Below are 14,681 nucleotides of genomic sequence, written 5' to 3'. Positions count from 1 at the left end.
AGTGTCGGCTGTTCTCCTGGCCGGTTTTTAGTCCATTCGCTGTCCATTTCCTGGCCGGCTGGTTCGCGAACGGTGCCCCGATGGGCCTGTCCGGGCTTCGGTCAGGTCCGATGCGGAGGCTGGGTGCGGCGCTCCCAGGAGGACCGCGGCCTTCTCCCGTACGCCGCCCTGACCGAGGGTGGGCGCATGAGCGACGCGCCCCCTGTGCTGCCCTCCACCGTGCTGCCCTCCACCGTGCTGCCCTCCGCCGGGATGACCACCACCGGGGTGGCCTCGGTGTCGCGGGCCGGCCGCCGCTGGTGGCTCCTGCTGCCTGCCGCGCTGGCCGCCGGCCTCGTGATCCACGCCGTACACCCGCAGCTGACCGGCCGCCCCGCGGCGGGCACGGCCGCGCAAGGAGCGCAGCCGATGGCGGGACCCGGCGCGCTGGTGGTCGCCGGCGCCACCGTCCACGTCACACCGTCACGGACGGTACGCGGGGAGCTGTGGGCCGAGAACGGCAGGATCACCCACGTCGGCCCGCGCGGGGAGAACGCGTCCCGCCCGGCCGGGGCCCGGGTGATCGAGGCGGACGGCGCGTACGTCGTCCCGTTGCTCGTGGACTCCGCGGTACGCGCGCAACCCCCGGACCGGCGCGGCCACTACGACCTGGCCGTCGGCAACCCGGCGACCTTCGCCGTCACGCGGGCGCGCGTCAGCGAGTCGCAGATCAGGCGGATGCTGATGATCCAGCCGCGCGACCTGCTCGCCATCGCCACATCCGGACATGTCCACGCATGGCAAGGCCGGCCCACCCGCCCAGCCGGCACCCCCGCGCCGGAGCGCCGGACCTGGCACGGAGTCTGGGTCGACGACTCCCACGAGCTGGAACAGCACCTGCTCCCCGACGGCCGCTACACCGAGACCCGCCACGGCCGCACCGACGCCTACACGGGCAGGTACTGGGCCCTCGACGACCGCGTCACCTACCTCGACGACACCGGCTTCTGGGCCTTCGGGCAACTGGTCGACGGTGTCCTGCACCACTCCGGCTTCGTCATGCGCAAACGCCCCGGGTGAGCGCCGGTCACGCGGTGGCCGGCCCCGCTGGGCGAGCAGGTCGTTGAGCTGGGCATAGTCCACGAGCGCCGGCACGTCGTCGTACGTGCCCGTGTGGTGGAGCGCCCGGGTGGCGCGCAGGGCAGCGGAGTGTGCTCTTACATCCGTGTCAATGATCCGGTTACGGTAGAACGGTGTGATCACGAGGTGTTCTCCCCCCGCTCGTGGCTCGCCGTGACGCTCATCGCCACGCTCGTCGCCACGCTCGCGCCCGCCACGCCCGCCGCCGCCGGCCGCTCCCCGGCGAAGGTCACCGATCCCGCCGCCCACGTCGATCCGCTGATCGGCTCGGCCAACGGCGGCAACACCTATCCCGGCGCCGTCATGCCGTTCGGGATGATCTCCTGGAGCCCGACCAACACGGCCGGCGACCAGACGAACGCCGCCGGCTCCAACGGCTACGCCTACAACACGCCGCGTGTGCGCGGCTTCGCGCTGACCCACGTCAACGGCGCCGGCTGCCACCCTGGAGCGGCGGGAGACGTCCCGATCATGCCGTACGCCGGCGAGGTCACCTCGTCCCCCACGGCCGACACGAAGGACGCCGTCTACGCCGGCGACTTCAGCCACGACAACGAGAGCGCGCGCCCCGGCCGGTACACCGTCACCCTCGACTCCGGCGTCAAGACCGATCTGTCGGTGACGACCCGGGCCGGCGTCGGCGACTTCACCTTCCCGAAGGGCTCGGCCGCCAACCTGCTGTTCCGGGTGTCCAACTCGCTCAACGGCAGCGAGGACGCCGAGATCACGATCGACCCCGCCCGGCGTACCGTGACCGGGTCGGTGCTGACGGGCGCCTTCTGCGGCCGGCGCGCGAACGGCGGCGAGAACAACCGCAAGAGCTACTACCGGCTGCACTTCGCCGCGACGTTCGACCGCGCCTTCTCGGGCGCCGGCACGTGGGTCGACGGCGAACTGCGGCCCGGCACCACCAAGGCGAGCGGTGGCGAGGGCTACGCGACGGGCGCCGACCGCGCCGGACGCGGATCCGGCGGGTACGTCTCCTTCGACACCACGTCCGACGCCGACGTGCGGATGAAGGTCGGCATCTCCTACACGAGCCTGGCGGCGGCCAAGGAGAACCTCGCCCGTGAGATCGGCCCCAGGGACGACGTCGACGACGTGGCCGCCAGGGCCCGCCGCGCCTGGAACGAACGGCTGCGCACGATCGAGGTGGCCGGCGGCTCCGACGACCTGCGCACCACGTTCTACACCGCCCTCTACCACGCCTACCTGCAGCCCAACATCGCGAGCGACGTCTCGGGCACCTACCTCGGCAGCGACCGCGAGGTGCACCGGCTGGCGCGCGGCCAGCGGGCGCAGTACGGCAACTTCTCCGGCTGGGACCAGTACCGCGCCCACACCCAACTCCTGGCGCTGCTGGAGCCGCAGGTGGCCGGCGACTACGCCCAGTCGCTGTACAACCTCGCGCGGCAGAACGACGGCGTGTGGGACCGCTGGGTGCACGTCAACGGCCCCACCCACGTGATGACCGGCGACCCGTCGGCTCCGACGCTGGCCGGGTTCTACGCGCTCGGCGTGCGCAACTTCGACGTGCGCGGCGCCTTCGACTCGCTCGTCAGGCAGGCGACCGTGCCGCACCCTTCGGGGCTGTCCGACAAGGGCTGCCCAGGACAGTGCGAGGGCCAGCGTCCCAATCTGGCCGAGTACCTGCGGCTGCACTACGCGCCGCAGGACATCTGCCACTGCTGGGGCGGCGCCGCCGAGACGCTGGAGGACGCCACGGCCGACTTCGCGCTGGCCGACTGGGCCAGGCGGCTGGGCCGCAGGAGCGAGCACGACCGGCTGATGCCGCGCGCGAGCTGGTGGCGCAGCACGTTCAACCCGTCGGCCGGGGCCGAGGGCGGCTACCAGCAGGCGCGCAAGGCGGACGGGAGCTGGTCGTGGCCGTTCTCGCCCACTTCGGACGCCGGGTTCGCCCAGGGCACGAGCGCGACCTACACGTGGATGGTGCAGCACGACGTGTCGGGGCTGGCCACGGCCATGGGCGGCAAGGAGCGGGCGGCCGAGCGGCTCGACACGTTCTTCCACCGCCCCGACGGCTCGTGGGCGACGGGCGGCGACGGCTTCCGCTACGACCCGACGAACGAGCCCGGCATCCACGTCCCGTGGCTCTACAACGCGCTCGGGCAACCGTGGAAGACGCAGGAGACGGTGCGCGCGATGGCGTCGCTGGTCTACAGGACCGGCCCCGGCGGGCTGCCCGGCAACGACGACCTCGGCACCATGTCCGCGTGGTACGTCTTCGCCGCGCTCGGCATGTACCCCCAGACGCCCAGCCGCGCCGAGATGCTGCTGTCCAGCCCGATCTTCCCGAAGGCGTGGATCAGGCGCGGCGACGGCAGAACCCTCACGGTCACCGCGCCGCAGGCCTCCCCTGACGCGATCTACGTCCAGGGCGTACGGGTGAACGGCAAGCGCCACGCCCGTTCCTGGCTGCCGGAGTCGCTGGTCCGCAACGGCGGGCACGTCGTGGTCGACGTCGGCACGGCCCCCGACAGGACGTGGGGCACGGCCGCCCGCGACCTCCCGGTGGACCACGTACCGGCCGCGAAGGAGCCCGTCCCGAACCTGCCGGGCCCGTGCGAGCCGTCCGGCGGCTCCTGCCTGCACGAGCCGCAGTACGACGTGGACGGCGTGGCCACCGCCGACGCCAAGGCGCAGGGCAACCTGGACGGCAAGGGGTGGAGCTTCCCCGCCGAGCAGTTGCCCGCGCCCGGCCCGCGCACCGTGGACGGCGCCGCGTTCCTCATCCCCGGCACCTCGGGCACGGCGGCCAACTTCACGAGCCTGCGCGGCCAGCGCACCTACCTCACCAAGGACCGCTACAGCGCGCTCGACCTGCTGGTCACGGCCGTGAACGGTGACCAGCGGACCGAGCTCACGATCGCCTACGCCGACGGGAGCACGTCGTCCGCGCCGCTGCAGGTGACCGACTGGGCGAGCGCGTCACCGCACTTCGGCGAGCGGGCCGCGCTCACGACCGACACCCGCTACCACGTCAACGGCACTTCGGACGGGCGCAAGGTCACCATCTGGCGCGTGTCCATACCGGTCGACCCGGCCCGCGAGGCCGTCTCGTTCACCAGCACCCCGACCCCCAACCTGAAGGTGTTCGCCCTCAGCGCGCAAGAGACGGCCCAAGAGACGGCCCAAGAGACGGCGCAGAACGAGACCTGACCCGCCGGGCCGTCACGGCGGCCCGGCCAGAAAATCCGTCGCGGTGCCCGGCACGGGTGAACTAGCGTCGGCGGGCATGATGCTGCCCCGCGAACGACCCCCCTTCGTCGCCGACGAGCGCACGCAGCTCGTCGGCTGGCTCGACATGCAGCGCGCGATCGTGCAGTGGAAGTGCGAGGGGCTGTCGGAGGAGGACGCGCACCGCTCCGTCCTGCCGGCCTCGCCTCTCATGACGGTGGCCGGCGTGCTCTCCCACCTGCGCTGGACGGAGCACTGCTGGTTCGAGGCGCTCTTCCTGGGCCGGTCCACCGCCGGCAACCCTGCGTTCGACGAGGCCGCGGAGGAGGACGCCGACATGATCGTCGACGGCGTGCCGACGGCCCGGCTGCTCGACGACTACGAGCGCCAGTGCCGGACCTCCAACGAGATCATCGCCGCCCATTCGCTCGACGACGTCGGCAAGCATCCCGAGTTCCGCTCCGCCCAGGCGAGCCTGCGCTGGATGGTGATCCACATGGTCGAGGAGACCGCCAGGCACGCCGGTCACCTCGACGTGATCCGCGAGTTGCTCGACGGGAAGAAGGGCTACTACTAAAGCCCCAGCACCTCGGCGGGTTCGGCGATGATGCGCTGGATGATCATCCCGGCGGCCCCCAGCACCGCCGCGTCCGGGCCGGTCCCCGAGACCACGAGCGCGGGCGGGGCGCCGCGCATGTGCGCCAGCCTGGCTCCCAGCCCGTCGGCCACCGGCCCTTCCAGCCAGGGGAACACCGGCGCGAAGACCCCGCCGAGCACGATCATGCCCGGGTCGAGCAGGTGCACGGCCGAGGTGAGCGCCACGCCGAGGGCGTGCCCGGCCCGCTCACACGTCTCCCGCGCCCGCCGGTCGCCCGACTCCAGCCGCGACACCAGCTCGGGCACCGAGTCCAGCTCCCCGAGCAGTGTGTCCTGCCCGGCGTAGACCTCCAGGCAGCCCCGGCCGCCGCACCGGCACTCGGGCCCGTCGGGCACGACGACGACGTGGCCGAGCTCGCCCGCCAGCCCGAACGTGCCCCTGAACAGGCTGCCGGCCACGACGAGCCCGGCGCCGATGCCGATCTCGCCCGAGACGTAGAGGAAGTCCGTCTCCCGCGCGCCGAACCACAGCTCGCCGAGCGCCGCCAGGTTGGCCTCGTTCTCGATGGCGAACGGCAGGTCCACCAGGTCGCCCACCCGTACGTCCCGCCAGCCGAGGTGCGGCGCGCTGCGCAGCGTCTCGCCCTCGACGGTGCCGGGCACGGCGAGCGCGGCGCCGATGACCTGCAGCCCGTCCGCCTCGGCCTCGGCGATGGTCTCCTTGGCCAGGTCGCGCAGCAGGTGCAGGATGTGCTCGGGGTCGGAGTTGCGGTTGTCGGCCGGGCGGGTGCGGCGCAGGCGTACGGTGCGGGTCAGGTCGACCACGCACGCCGCCAGATAGTCGATGTTGATCTCCAGCCCCAGCGTGGCCACCCGGTGGCCGCTCAGGCTCACGGCGACGCCCGGCCGGCCCCGTTCGCCGCCCCGTACGGCGCCGCGCTCGGTCACCACCCCGGCCTCAAGCAGGTCGGCGACGAGGCTGGACACGGTGGTCTTGGTGAGCCCGGTCAGTTCGGCGAGCGCGGCGCGGGTGTGAGGGCCAGACCGGTGGATCTCCCCGAGTACTACGGCCAGGTTACGGGCACGCATGGAATCATGACGGACCCCTCTTGACGCGACCATGCTCACCTCCTCAGGATTATGTACAGATTATGGACTAAAGGCCAAAAGGACGCACCATGACCGCATTCACGCCCACTCCCGACGACCGCTTCACCTTCGGCCTCTGGACCGTCGGGTGGCAGGCCCGCGACCCGTTCGGCGACGCCTCCAGGCCGCCGCTCGACCCGGTCGAGTCCGTGCACCGCCTGGCCGAGCTCGGCGCGCACGGCGTCACCTTCCACGACGACGACCTCCTCGTGGTCGAACCCGACCGGGACAAAGCCATCGCGGCGTTCAGGAAAGCCCTCGACGAGACCGGCATGAAGGTGCCGATGGCCACCACCAACCTCTTCACCCACCCGGTCTTCAAGGACGGCGCGTTCACCAGCAACGACCGCGACGTACGGCGCTACGCCCTGCGCAAGGTCATCCGCAACATCGACCTGGCCGCCTCGCTGGGCGCGAAGACGTACGTCTGCTGGGGCGGGCGCGAGGGCGCCGAGTCCGACGCCGCCAAGGACGTCAAGGCGGCCATGGAGCGCTACAAGGAGGGCCTGGACCTGCTCTGCGGGTACGTCCGGGAGCGCGGCTACGACATGCGCTTCGCCCTGGAGCCCAAGCCCAACGAGCCCCGCGGCGACATCCTGCTGCCCACGATCGGCCACGCCCTGGCGCTGATCGGCGAGCTGGAGCACCCCGAGATGGTGGGCCTCAACCCCGAGGTCGGCCACGAGCAGATGGCCGGGCTCAACTTCGTGCACGGCATCGCCCAGGCACTGTGGCACGGCAAGCTCTTCCACATCGACCTCAACGGCCAGCACGGGCCGAAGTACGACCAGGACCTGATCTTCGGGCACGGTGACCTCAAGAGCGCCTTCTTCCTGGTCGACCTGCTGGAGAACGGCGGCTACGACGGCCCCCGCCACTTCGACTACAAGCCGCTGCGCACCGAGGACCCCGAGGACGTGTGGGCGTCGGCGGCAGCGAACATGCGCACCTACCTGATCCTCAAGGAGAAGTCCCGCGCCTACCGGGCCGACCCCGAGGTGCAGGAGGCCCTGCGCGCCTCCCGCGTGGACGAGCTCGCCCAGCCCACCCTCGCGGCCGGTGAGACGTGGAACGACCTGGCGGGCGACGACTTCGACCCCGAGGCCGCGGCCAGGCGCGGCTTCCACTTCACCCGGCTCAACCAGCTCGCGCTCGAGCACCTCATGGGGGTTCGCGGATGACCAAACCCATCAGTGTCCAGCTCTACACCGTCAGGGAGCCGCTGACTGCGGACCGCGACGGCGTGCTACGGCGGATCTCGGAGATCGGCTACACCGCGGTCGAGCCGTACGACCCCACCTCCGACCCCAAGGGGTTCCGCCAGGCCGCCGACGACCTGGGGCTCAGCGTGTCGAGCACGCACGCGGGCGCCCTGCTCCGGCAGGAGCCCGCCGAGGTCTTCGACGCGGCCGCCACGCTCGGCACCGACCTGGTGATCGTCCCCGCCGGCATCGCGCACGAGGAGTTCACCACCGCCGACGGCGTCGCCCGTGCGGCCGCCCTGCTGAACGGCCTGGCCGAGCAGGCGGCCGGGCACGGGATGCGGGTCGGCTACCACAACCACTGGTGGGAGCTGGAGCCGAAGATCGACGGCCGGCACGCCATCGAGGTGCTGGCCGACCGGCTGGCTCCCGAGGTGTTCCTGGAGATCGACACCTACTGGGCGGCGGTGGGCGGGGCCGACGTGCCGGCCCTGCTCGGCCGCCTCGGGGAGCAGCGCGTGGTCGCGCTGCACGTCAAGGACGGCCCGGTGGTCAAGGGCGAGCCGCACACCGCGGTCGGCGGGGGCGTCATGCCCGTGCCGGAGATCCTCGCGGCCGCCCCGGACGCCTGGCGCGTCGTCGAGCTCGACGAGTGCGCCACCGACGTCTTCGCCGCTCTGGCGGACAGTCACGCCTATCTCACCTCCTTGGAGAGCCTTTGAGCAACGGCCCCGTCGGCGTCGCCCTCGTCGGCGCCGGAGTCATCAGTGGCCAGTACCTCCGCAACCTCACCTCCTTCCCCGACGTGCGCGTGCTCGCCGTCGCCGACCTCGACGCCGAGCGGGCCGCGGCCGTGGCCCACGAGCACGGCGTACCCGTCTCCGGCGATCTCGCCACGGCGCTCGCGCTGCCCGAGGTGGAGATCGTCGTCAACCTGACCGTGCCGTCCGCGCACGCGGCCGTCGCACTGGAGTCCCTGCGCGCCGGCAAGCACGTGTACGGCGAGAAGCCCTTCGCCATGGACCTGGACGAGGGGGCGAAGGTCATGGCCGAAGCCGCCGACCGGGGCCTGCGCCTCGGCTGCGCCCCCGACACCTTCCTGGGCGCCGGGCTCCAGTCGGCCCTGCACGCCCTGCGTTCGGGCCTCATCGGCACGCCGGTCGCCGTCGCGGCGGCCACGCAGAGCCTCGGCCCCGAGTCGTGGCACCCCAACCCCGAGTTCTTCTACCAGCCGGGCGGCGGCCCGCTGTTCGACCTCGGCCCCTACTACCTGACCGCGCTCGTGTCCCTGCTCGGCCCGGTCGAGCGGGTCGCGGCCGGCACGCGCAAGGCCCGGGAGCAGCGCGTCGTCGGCTCGGGGCCCAAGGAGGGCACGGTCTTCCCCGTCGATGTCCCCACCCACGTCAACGCCCTGCTGGACTTCCCCGGCGCCGCCACGGCGACGGCGACCTTCAGCTTCGACTCGCCCGTCAACCGCAGGGTGATCGAGGTCATCGGCACCGAGGGCGCGCTGTCGCTGCCCGATCCCAACACGTTCGAGGGCCCGCTGCTGGCCCGCGGACCGCGCGACACGGACTGGCGCGAGCTGCCCGTGTCGGGCACCACGGTGAGCCGCGGCATCGGCGTACTGGACCTGGCCAGGTCGCTGCGCGCGGGCACGCCGCACCGGGCGTCGGGCGAGCTGGCCTACCACGTGCTGGAGCTCATGTCGGCGATCGCGCAGTCCGGCGAGGCCTCGGAGTTCCGTCCCATCACCTCCACCATGACCGCACCTGAGCCGCTTCCCGCAGACTGGGATCCGTACGCGGCCACCCTGTCCTGAGCACCGGCGTTGACCATACTCTGTACAACAGAGTATGGTCAACAGCCACGTCCACGAGATCACTTCTGGCCGTGGCCGCCCTCGTCGCGCTCACGGGCTCCACCACGGCCCAGCGCTCTCCAGGCCATCAAAGGCGACTGCATGAAAGGCAGTGCGGCAAGGAGTTCCGTACGGTCTACCACCCCAAGGAGGTGGAGATCGCGGCCGGGTTCGACGGGTAACGTGTTGGCCTGAACCTCGCCGACCCGCGACAATGGCGCGATGGTGGAAAGTGCCGAGACCGACTGGGTCTCCAGGTTCGCGGACGAGGTGATCTCCGAGGCGGAGAGACGCGCTCCGGGAAAACCGATCGTCTGCGCATCGGGGCTGAGCCCGTCAGGCCCGATCCACCTGGGCAACCTGCGTGAGGTCATGACCCCCCACCTGGTCGCCGACGAGATCCGGCGGCGCGGCCTCGACTGCGTGCACGTGCTGTCGTGGGACGACTACGACCGCTTCCGCCGGGTCCCCGCGGGCATCGACCCGTCCTGGTCCGAGCACATCGGCAAGCCGCTGACCGCCGTGCCCGCCCCTCCCGGCAGCGTGCACGCCAACTGGGCCGAGCACTTCAAGGCCCCGCTCGACGAAGCGCTCAAGGAGCTCGGGGTCGAGTGCCGCGGCATCAGCCAGACGGAGCAGTACACCTCGGGCGCCTACCGTGAGCAGATCCTGCGGGCGATGCGCGAGCGGGCGGCGATCGACGACGTGCTGTCGCGCTACCGGTCGAAGCAGGTCGAGGACTATTTCCCGTACAAGCCCTACTGCCACCTGTGCGGGCGCGACCTGACGACGGTCACCGCCTACGATGACGAGACCACCGAGCTGGCCTACACCTGCGAGTGCGGCTTCGGCGAGACGGTCCGGCTGGCCGAGCACGACCACGGCAAGCTGGTGTGGAAGGTCGACTGGCCCATGCGCTGGGCGCACGAGGGCGTGGTCTTCGAGCCGTCCGGGGTCGATCACCACTCTCCCGGCTCGGCCTGGATCGTCGGCGGCCAGATCGTGGGCGAGGTGTTCGGCGGCCGGCAGCCGATCGGGCCCATGTACGCCTTCGTCGGCATCACCGGCATGGCCAAGATGAGCAGCTCCAAGGGCGACGTGCCGACCCCTGCCGACGCCCTGGAGATCATGGAGGCGCCGGTGCTGCGCTGGCTGTACGCCCGCCGCAAGCCCCAGCAGTCCTTCAAGATCGCCTTCGACCAGGAGATCCAGCGCCTCTACGACGAGTGGGACGCCCTGGGCCGCAAGGTCGCCACCGGTCAGGCCCAGCCGGCCGAGCTGGCGGCGTACAAGCGCGCGGTCGGCACCGCCGCCGGCCCGCTGCCCGCCACGGCACACCCGGTCCCCTACCGCACGCTGGCCTCCGTCCTCGACATCACGACGGGGCACGCCGGGCAGACGCTGCGCATCCTGCGCGACCTCGACGCGGTCGCCTCGCTCGACGACGCCCGCCCGCGCCTGGACAAGGCGCAGACCTGGGTCGACGACCACATGCCCGCAGACCAGCGCACCCGCGTGCGCGGCACCCCCGATTACGACCTGCTCGACTCGCTCGACCCCGGCGCCCGCGAGTCGCTGCGGCTGCTGGCCGACGGCCTCGACGACTGGACGATCGAGGGCCTCACCACGCTGGTCTACGGCGTGCCGAAGGTCCAGGCCGGGCTGCCGGCCGACGCCAAGGCGACGCAGGAGCTGAAGGCGGCGCAGCGGGCCTTCTTCGCCCTGCTCTACAAGCTGCTGGTCGGCCGCGAGACGGGCCCGAGGCTGCCCACGCTGCTGATGGCCGTGGGCGCCGACCGGGTGCGCAAGCTCATCGGCGCATGAGTGAGCGGCGGGTCCGCGGGGTCGTCCTGATCACCGGCATCTCGGCGGCCGGCAAGTCCACCGTGGCGCAGGGCCTGGCCGAGCGGCTGCCTCGCTCGGCCCACGTACGCGGTGACGTGTTCCGGCGCATGGTGGTCGGCGGCCGGGCCGAGATGACTCCTGGGGCGACGGACGAGGCGCTGCGCCAACTCGATCTGCGTTACCGGATCGCGGCACAAACGACGGATCTGTATTACGAAGCCGGATTCACCCCAATTGTTCAGGACGTCATTCTCGGCAGGGATTTGGAGCGGTTTACGAGAATGGTCCGTTCTCGTCCACTCCATGTGGTCGTCCTCGTTCCCGACCCGGCCGCCGTGGAGCGCCGCGAGCGGGCGCGCGGCAAGAACGGCTACGGCGGCGGATGGACGATCGCCCAGCTCGACGCCGCGCTGCGCGACGAGACGCCGCGCCTCGGCCTGTGGCTCGACACCTCGCGACAGACCCCGGAAGAAACCGTGGACGAGATTCTTCATCGGATGGGCGAGGCTAAAATAAAGGACAATTCCTCTTAATTCGCGCCCATGCAAGGAATCGTCAAGTGAGCTGCATGCGAAAGGGGGGAATTTCTCTGCCATGGACAAGCAGCCTTTCGCCGCCAGCGTCAGTGTCATCGTTCCCGCGATGAACGAGGCGGAGAACCTCCCCCACGTGTTCGCCACGCTGCCCGACTGGATCGACGAGGTGATCCTCGTCGACGGCAACTCGACCGACGACACCGTCGCCGTGGCGCGCGAGTTGCGCCCCGGCCTCCGGGTCGTCACGCAGACGCGGCGCGGCAAGGGCAACGCCCTCATCGAGGGCTTCCAGGCCGCTCAGGGCGACATCATCGTCATGATCGACGCTGACGGGTCCACCAACGGCCGGGAGATCCGCTCGTTCGTCGCCACGCTGGTCAACGGCGCCGACTTCGCCAAGGGCTCCAGGTACGCCCCCGGTGGCGGCTCCGACGACCTCAGCCCGATCCGCTCGCTCGGCAACAGGGTCCTCACCGGGCTGACGAACCTGCTCTACGGCACCCGCTACACCGACCTCTGCTACGGCTACATCGCCTTCTGGACCCGCCACCTCGACGCCCTCGACCTCGACTGCGACGGCTTCGAGATCGAGACCCTGATGAACGTCAGGGCCGCGCAGGCCGGCCTCGTCATCCGCGAGGTCCCCAGCCACGAGCGCTCCCGCATCCACGGCGAGAGCAACCTGCGCGCGCTGCGCGACGGCTGGCGCGTGCTCAGGACGATCCTGCGGGAGCGTGGTCGCGGCCGGTCCGTCACGGCCCGGACGCAGGTGGCGCTGGCGAAGTGAGCCGGTGGCACTCGCCACACGACAAGTGACATTCTTCGACAATGCGCTACATAGTGATCGGAGCGGGGGCGGTCGGGGGAACCATCGGGGCCCGGCTGTTCCAAGGCGGCCACGACGTTCTGTTCATCGCGAGAGGCTCGCACTACGAGGCGCTCCGCCGTGACGGACTGCGCCTGATCACCCCCGACTCCGCCGAGACCCTCGACATCCCCGCCGCCGACGGCCCCGTGCCCACCCACGACGGCGACGTGCTGATCCTGGCCACCAAGTCGCAGGACACCGTCGCCGCGCTGAGCCCGTGGCCGACCGCTCTGCCCGTCGTCTGCGCCCAGAACGGCGTGGCCAACGAGCGCATGGCCCTGCGGCGGTTCGAGAACGTCTACGGCATGTGCGTGTGGCTGCCCGCCGAGCACCTGCGGCCCGGCGTGGTGACCGCGAACGGCCACCCGTACTCCGGCGTGCTCCACGTCGGGCGTTATCCACAGGGTGTGGACGAACTCGCCGAGCAGATCGCCACCGACCTCGGCAAGCACGGACTCGTCGGGCGGGCCACCTCCGACGTGATGCGCTGGAAACACGGCAAACTGATCGGCAACCTGGGCAACGCCGTCGAGGCGCTGCTCGGCCGCGTCGACGGCATGAGCGACGTGGTCACGCGGGCCAGGGTCGAGGCCATGGCCGTGCTCGACACGGCCGGCGTCGCGTACGCGACGAGCGAGGAGGAGGCGCAGGTGCGCGGCCGGCGCGTGGAGATCCGCCCGGTCGAGGGCTCCGAGCGCGGCGGCGGGTCGTCGTGGCAGAGCCTGGCCAGGGGCAGCGGCTCGATCGAGGCCGACTACCTCAACGGCGAGATCGTCCTGCTCGGCCGGCTGCACGGCGTGCCCACCCCCGTCAACGAGGTGCTGCGGCGCGAGGCCGACCGGGCCGCCCGCGAGAAGCTGCCGCCCGGCTCGATGCGGCTGGAGACGCTGCGGGCCCTCATCGACGAGCGTTGCGCAACCTGATCCCGCTGAACTCCAGCGAACTCGCCGTCACCTCGTTCCAGAACGGCCACAGGTCGGCCAGCACCCTGAGCTGGATGCCGGCCTCCTCGTGCAGCTCGAACACGTCGCCGACCCGCTCGGGCGGGCCCAGCGGCGTCACGGGAACCGTCGCCACCATGGCGTGCGGCGGGTCGCCGATGGGCTTGAAGTCGTCGGCCGCCAGCCGGTAGGCGTAGAGCCGTACGTCCATCATGGCCTGCAGCCAGGCGTACTCGACGGCGTGCACCCGATCACCGCAGCCCGCGCCGACGATCCGGGCGAGATCCTCCTGAGTGGTGCGCGGGCCGGCCCACGCCATCGCCCGCGGGCAGGCCCGGGGGAACCAGTAGTCGGGGCACCGGTCATGGCCGACCGCCCACACGTAGGGCTCGCTCCGCACCGACGTCGGCGCGACATGGGGCATGAACCGCTCGATCGTCGGGTCCTCGGAGAAGTGCAGCACCTCGCCCGGTCCAGGTCTCATGAACGTCATCATGGCGCATACCCCGCCGCCGCCGGGGCAGGGGAAACCCGCTCTGACGACAAGGGGTGAGTTTGGATGATCTTTTTAGGTGTGCTTCTGGTCCTGCTCGCCGGCGCCGCCGTCGCCCTGGTCCTCACCGAGGAGAGCGCCAGGTACCTCCTGTTCGGATACACCTTCGAGCCGAATCACCTGGAGATGTTCCTCGCCGGTGCGGCAGTCGCGGCCGTCCTGCTCGCGGGATTCTGGCTGATCGGCTCGGGTTCGCGCAGGACCGCCAGGCAGCGCCGCAGGCTGCGCAGCGCCAAGGCCGAGGCCTCCAGCCGGGTGGCCCGGCTGGAGGACGAGAAACGCGATCTGGAACGCAAGCTCGAACGCGACGGCACCTCCGGTGACCGGCTCGTGTCGCGCGGTCCCGAGACCACGCGCCCGTGACGCCTAGGTGACGCCGGTCAGGCGTCCACGCTCTGGCGTGAGGGCAGCAGGTTGCCCTCACGCCAGAGCGCGTACCCCGTGATCAGCGCGCCGAGCCCCTCCCAGAGCCCGACGCCGAAGAACTTGCCCGGCGCCGCGCCCGTCAGCACCAGCGTGGTGAACACCGCGAACGTCACGAGCCTGAACGGCACCGTCCAGCGGAAGAACGGGGTGTAGTTCGCCGAGGCCGCGAAAACGTAATAGACGCCCATGTTGACGGCCGCCATCGACGAAGCGGCCATGTAGACCAGGGTGTAGTCTCCCGGCGGCCTGGTGTCGAGCACCTCGAAACCCAGCATGACCAGCAGGGTGCTGGGAGAGATCAGACCGAGCAGGCCGAGGGCGAAGGCGAGAAACCCGAAGACCGCGATGGTCCAACCGGAAAAAGAACGCGGGAGACGCACAGAAAT

At 71.2% G+C, this 14,681-nt stretch carries 15 protein-coding genes; 12 read left to right on the top strand and 3 right to left on the bottom strand.

The window, feature by feature from the left end; all coding sequences use genetic code 11:
• Window positions 1–186 precede the first annotated feature (186 nt).
• From E1295_RS50665 to E1295_RS05135, 3 genes are all read left to right on the top strand, one after another.
• Window positions 187–1,059, top strand: coding sequence for an Atu4866 domain-containing protein (locus tag E1295_RS50665; RefSeq protein ID WP_132628489.1), 873 nt, complete (start codon window positions 187–189; stop codon window positions 1,057–1,059).
• Window positions 1,060–1,245: 186 nt separating this feature from the next.
• On the top strand, window positions 1,246–4,299 hold the full coding sequence (locus tag E1295_RS05140) for a GH92 family glycosyl hydrolase (RefSeq protein WP_220448544.1): 3,054 nt from the start codon (window positions 1,246–1,248) through the stop codon (window positions 4,297–4,299).
• 76 nt (window positions 4,300–4,375) lie between these two features.
• Window positions 4,376–4,894, top strand: coding sequence for a DinB family protein (locus tag E1295_RS05135; RefSeq protein ID WP_132628488.1), 519 nt, complete (start codon window positions 4,376–4,378; stop codon window positions 4,892–4,894).
• On the opposite strand, the gene E1295_RS05130 is transcribed toward E1295_RS05135, so the two are convergent.
• Window positions 4,891–6,003: an ROK family transcriptional regulator gene (locus tag E1295_RS05130; RefSeq protein ID WP_246079853.1), complete on the bottom strand. Its 1,113-nt coding sequence runs from the start codon at window positions 6,001–6,003 to the stop codon at window positions 4,891–4,893. The genes E1295_RS05135 and E1295_RS05130 overlap by 4 nt on opposite strands.
• An 89-nt stretch (window positions 6,004–6,092) precedes the next feature.
• On the opposite strand from E1295_RS05130, the gene xylA reads away from it, so the two are divergent.
• The 8 genes from xylA to E1295_RS05095 all read left to right on the top strand — a co-directional run bounded on the left by xylA (window position 6,093) and on the right by E1295_RS05095 (window position 13,298).
• Window positions 6,093–7,244 (top strand): xylose isomerase, encoded by a 1,152-nt coding sequence (gene xylA, locus E1295_RS05125; protein ID WP_132628486.1) that lies wholly within the window; start codon window positions 6,093–6,095, stop codon window positions 7,242–7,244.
• Window positions 7,241–7,987: a sugar phosphate isomerase/epimerase family protein gene (locus tag E1295_RS05120; RefSeq protein ID WP_132628485.1), complete on the top strand. Its 747-nt coding sequence runs from the start codon at window positions 7,241–7,243 to the stop codon at window positions 7,985–7,987. The genes xylA and E1295_RS05120 overlap by 4 nt, the downstream gene beginning before the upstream one ends.
• Window positions 7,984–9,087 carry a Gfo/Idh/MocA family protein gene (locus E1295_RS05115; RefSeq protein WP_132628484.1) on the top strand — a complete coding sequence of 368 codons (1,104 nt, stop codon included), beginning with the start codon at window positions 7,984–7,986 and terminating at the stop codon, window positions 9,085–9,087. Before E1295_RS05120 ends, E1295_RS05115 begins: the two co-directional genes overlap by 4 nt.
• Before the next feature lie 71 nt (window positions 9,088–9,158).
• A complete protein-coding gene (locus E1295_RS48495) occupies window positions 9,159–9,308 on the top strand; it encodes a hypothetical protein (protein WP_166427086.1) in 150 nt (49 codons plus the stop codon).
• Window positions 9,309–9,348: 40 nt separating this feature from the next.
• Window positions 9,349–10,950 carry a lysine--tRNA ligase gene (lysS, locus tag E1295_RS05110; RefSeq protein ID WP_132628483.1) on the top strand — a complete coding sequence of 534 codons (1,602 nt, stop codon included), beginning with the start codon at window positions 9,349–9,351 and terminating at the stop codon, window positions 10,948–10,950.
• The gene (locus E1295_RS05105; protein ID WP_132628482.1) at window positions 10,947–11,504 is read left to right on the top strand and encodes an AAA family ATPase; all 558 of its coding nucleotides are present in this window, start codon (window positions 10,947–10,949) and stop codon (window positions 11,502–11,504) included. The genes lysS and E1295_RS05105 overlap by 4 nt, the downstream gene beginning before the upstream one ends.
• A gap of 61 nt (window positions 11,505–11,565) precedes the next feature.
• Entirely contained in the window at window positions 11,566–12,294 is a 729-nt protein-coding gene (locus E1295_RS05100) for a glycosyltransferase family 2 protein (protein ID WP_132628481.1), read from the top strand.
• Window positions 12,295–12,335: 41 nt separating this feature from the next.
• The gene (locus E1295_RS05095; protein ID WP_132628480.1) at window positions 12,336–13,298 is read left to right on the top strand and encodes a ketopantoate reductase family protein; all 963 of its coding nucleotides are present in this window, start codon (window positions 12,336–12,338) and stop codon (window positions 13,296–13,298) included.
• On the opposite strand, the gene E1295_RS05090 is transcribed toward E1295_RS05095, so the two are convergent.
• On the bottom strand, window positions 13,273–13,800 hold the full coding sequence (locus tag E1295_RS05090) for a DUF6886 family protein (protein WP_132628479.1): 528 nt from the start codon (window positions 13,798–13,800) through the stop codon (window positions 13,273–13,275). The two genes, E1295_RS05095 and E1295_RS05090, sit on opposite strands and share 26 nt — an antisense overlap.
• A gap of 75 nt (window positions 13,801–13,875) precedes the next feature.
• On the opposite strand from E1295_RS05090, the gene E1295_RS05085 reads away from it, so the two are divergent.
• A complete protein-coding gene (locus E1295_RS05085; protein ID WP_132628478.1) occupies window positions 13,876–14,232 on the top strand; it encodes a hypothetical protein in 357 nt (118 codons plus the stop codon).
• Between the two features lie 17 nt (window positions 14,233–14,249).
• On the opposite strand, the gene E1295_RS05080 is transcribed toward E1295_RS05085, so the two are convergent.
• Window positions 14,250–14,675 carry a hypothetical protein gene (locus E1295_RS05080; RefSeq protein WP_166427085.1) on the bottom strand — a complete coding sequence of 142 codons (426 nt, stop codon included), beginning with the start codon at window positions 14,673–14,675 and terminating at the stop codon, window positions 14,250–14,252.
• Between the last annotated feature and the right edge of the window lie 6 nt (window positions 14,676–14,681).

This window comes from Nonomuraea mesophila (genome assembly GCF_004352805.1).
Lineage (GTDB): Bacteria > Actinomycetota > Actinomycetes > Streptosporangiales > Streptosporangiaceae > Nonomuraea > Nonomuraea longispora.
Note: the sequence above shows the minus strand (reverse complement) of the source record. Positions and strands in the feature narration are given on the sequence as shown.

What these genes read in the sequence shown, in the direction of transcription:
- E1295_RS05085 (WP_132628478.1), top strand. Translation starts at nt 13,876, where the DNA reads ATGATCTTTTTAGGTGTGCTTCTGGTCCTGCTCGCCGGCGCCGCCGTC.
- E1295_RS05120 (WP_132628485.1), top strand. Translation starts at nt 7,241, where the DNA reads ATGACCAAACCCATCAGTGTCCAGCTCTACACCGTCAGGGAGCCGCTG.
- E1295_RS05135 (WP_132628488.1), top strand. Translation starts at nt 4,376, where the DNA reads ATGATGCTGCCCCGCGAACGACCCCCCTTCGTCGCCGACGAGCGCACG.
- xylA (WP_132628486.1), top strand. Translation starts at nt 6,093, where the DNA reads ATGACCGCATTCACGCCCACTCCCGACGACCGCTTCACCTTCGGCCTC.
- E1295_RS50665 (WP_132628489.1), top strand. Translation starts at nt 187, where the DNA reads ATGAGCGACGCGCCCCCTGTGCTGCCCTCCACCGTGCTGCCCTCCACC.
- E1295_RS05095 (WP_132628480.1), top strand. Translation starts at nt 12,336, where the DNA reads ATGCGCTACATAGTGATCGGAGCGGGGGCGGTCGGGGGAACCATCGGG.
- E1295_RS05090 (WP_132628479.1), bottom strand. Translation starts at nt 13,800, where the DNA reads ATGAGACCTGGACCGGGCGAGGTGCTGCACTTCTCCGAGGACCCGACG.
- lysS (WP_132628483.1), top strand. Translation starts at nt 9,349, where the DNA reads ATGGTGGAAAGTGCCGAGACCGACTGGGTCTCCAGGTTCGCGGACGAG.
- E1295_RS05105 (WP_132628482.1), top strand. Translation starts at nt 10,947, where the DNA reads ATGAGTGAGCGGCGGGTCCGCGGGGTCGTCCTGATCACCGGCATCTCG.
- E1295_RS05100 (WP_132628481.1), top strand. Translation starts at nt 11,566, where the DNA reads ATGGACAAGCAGCCTTTCGCCGCCAGCGTCAGTGTCATCGTTCCCGCG.
- E1295_RS05130 (WP_246079853.1), bottom strand. Translation starts at nt 6,003, where the DNA reads ATGCGTGCCCGTAACCTGGCCGTAGTACTCGGGGAGATCCACCGGTCT.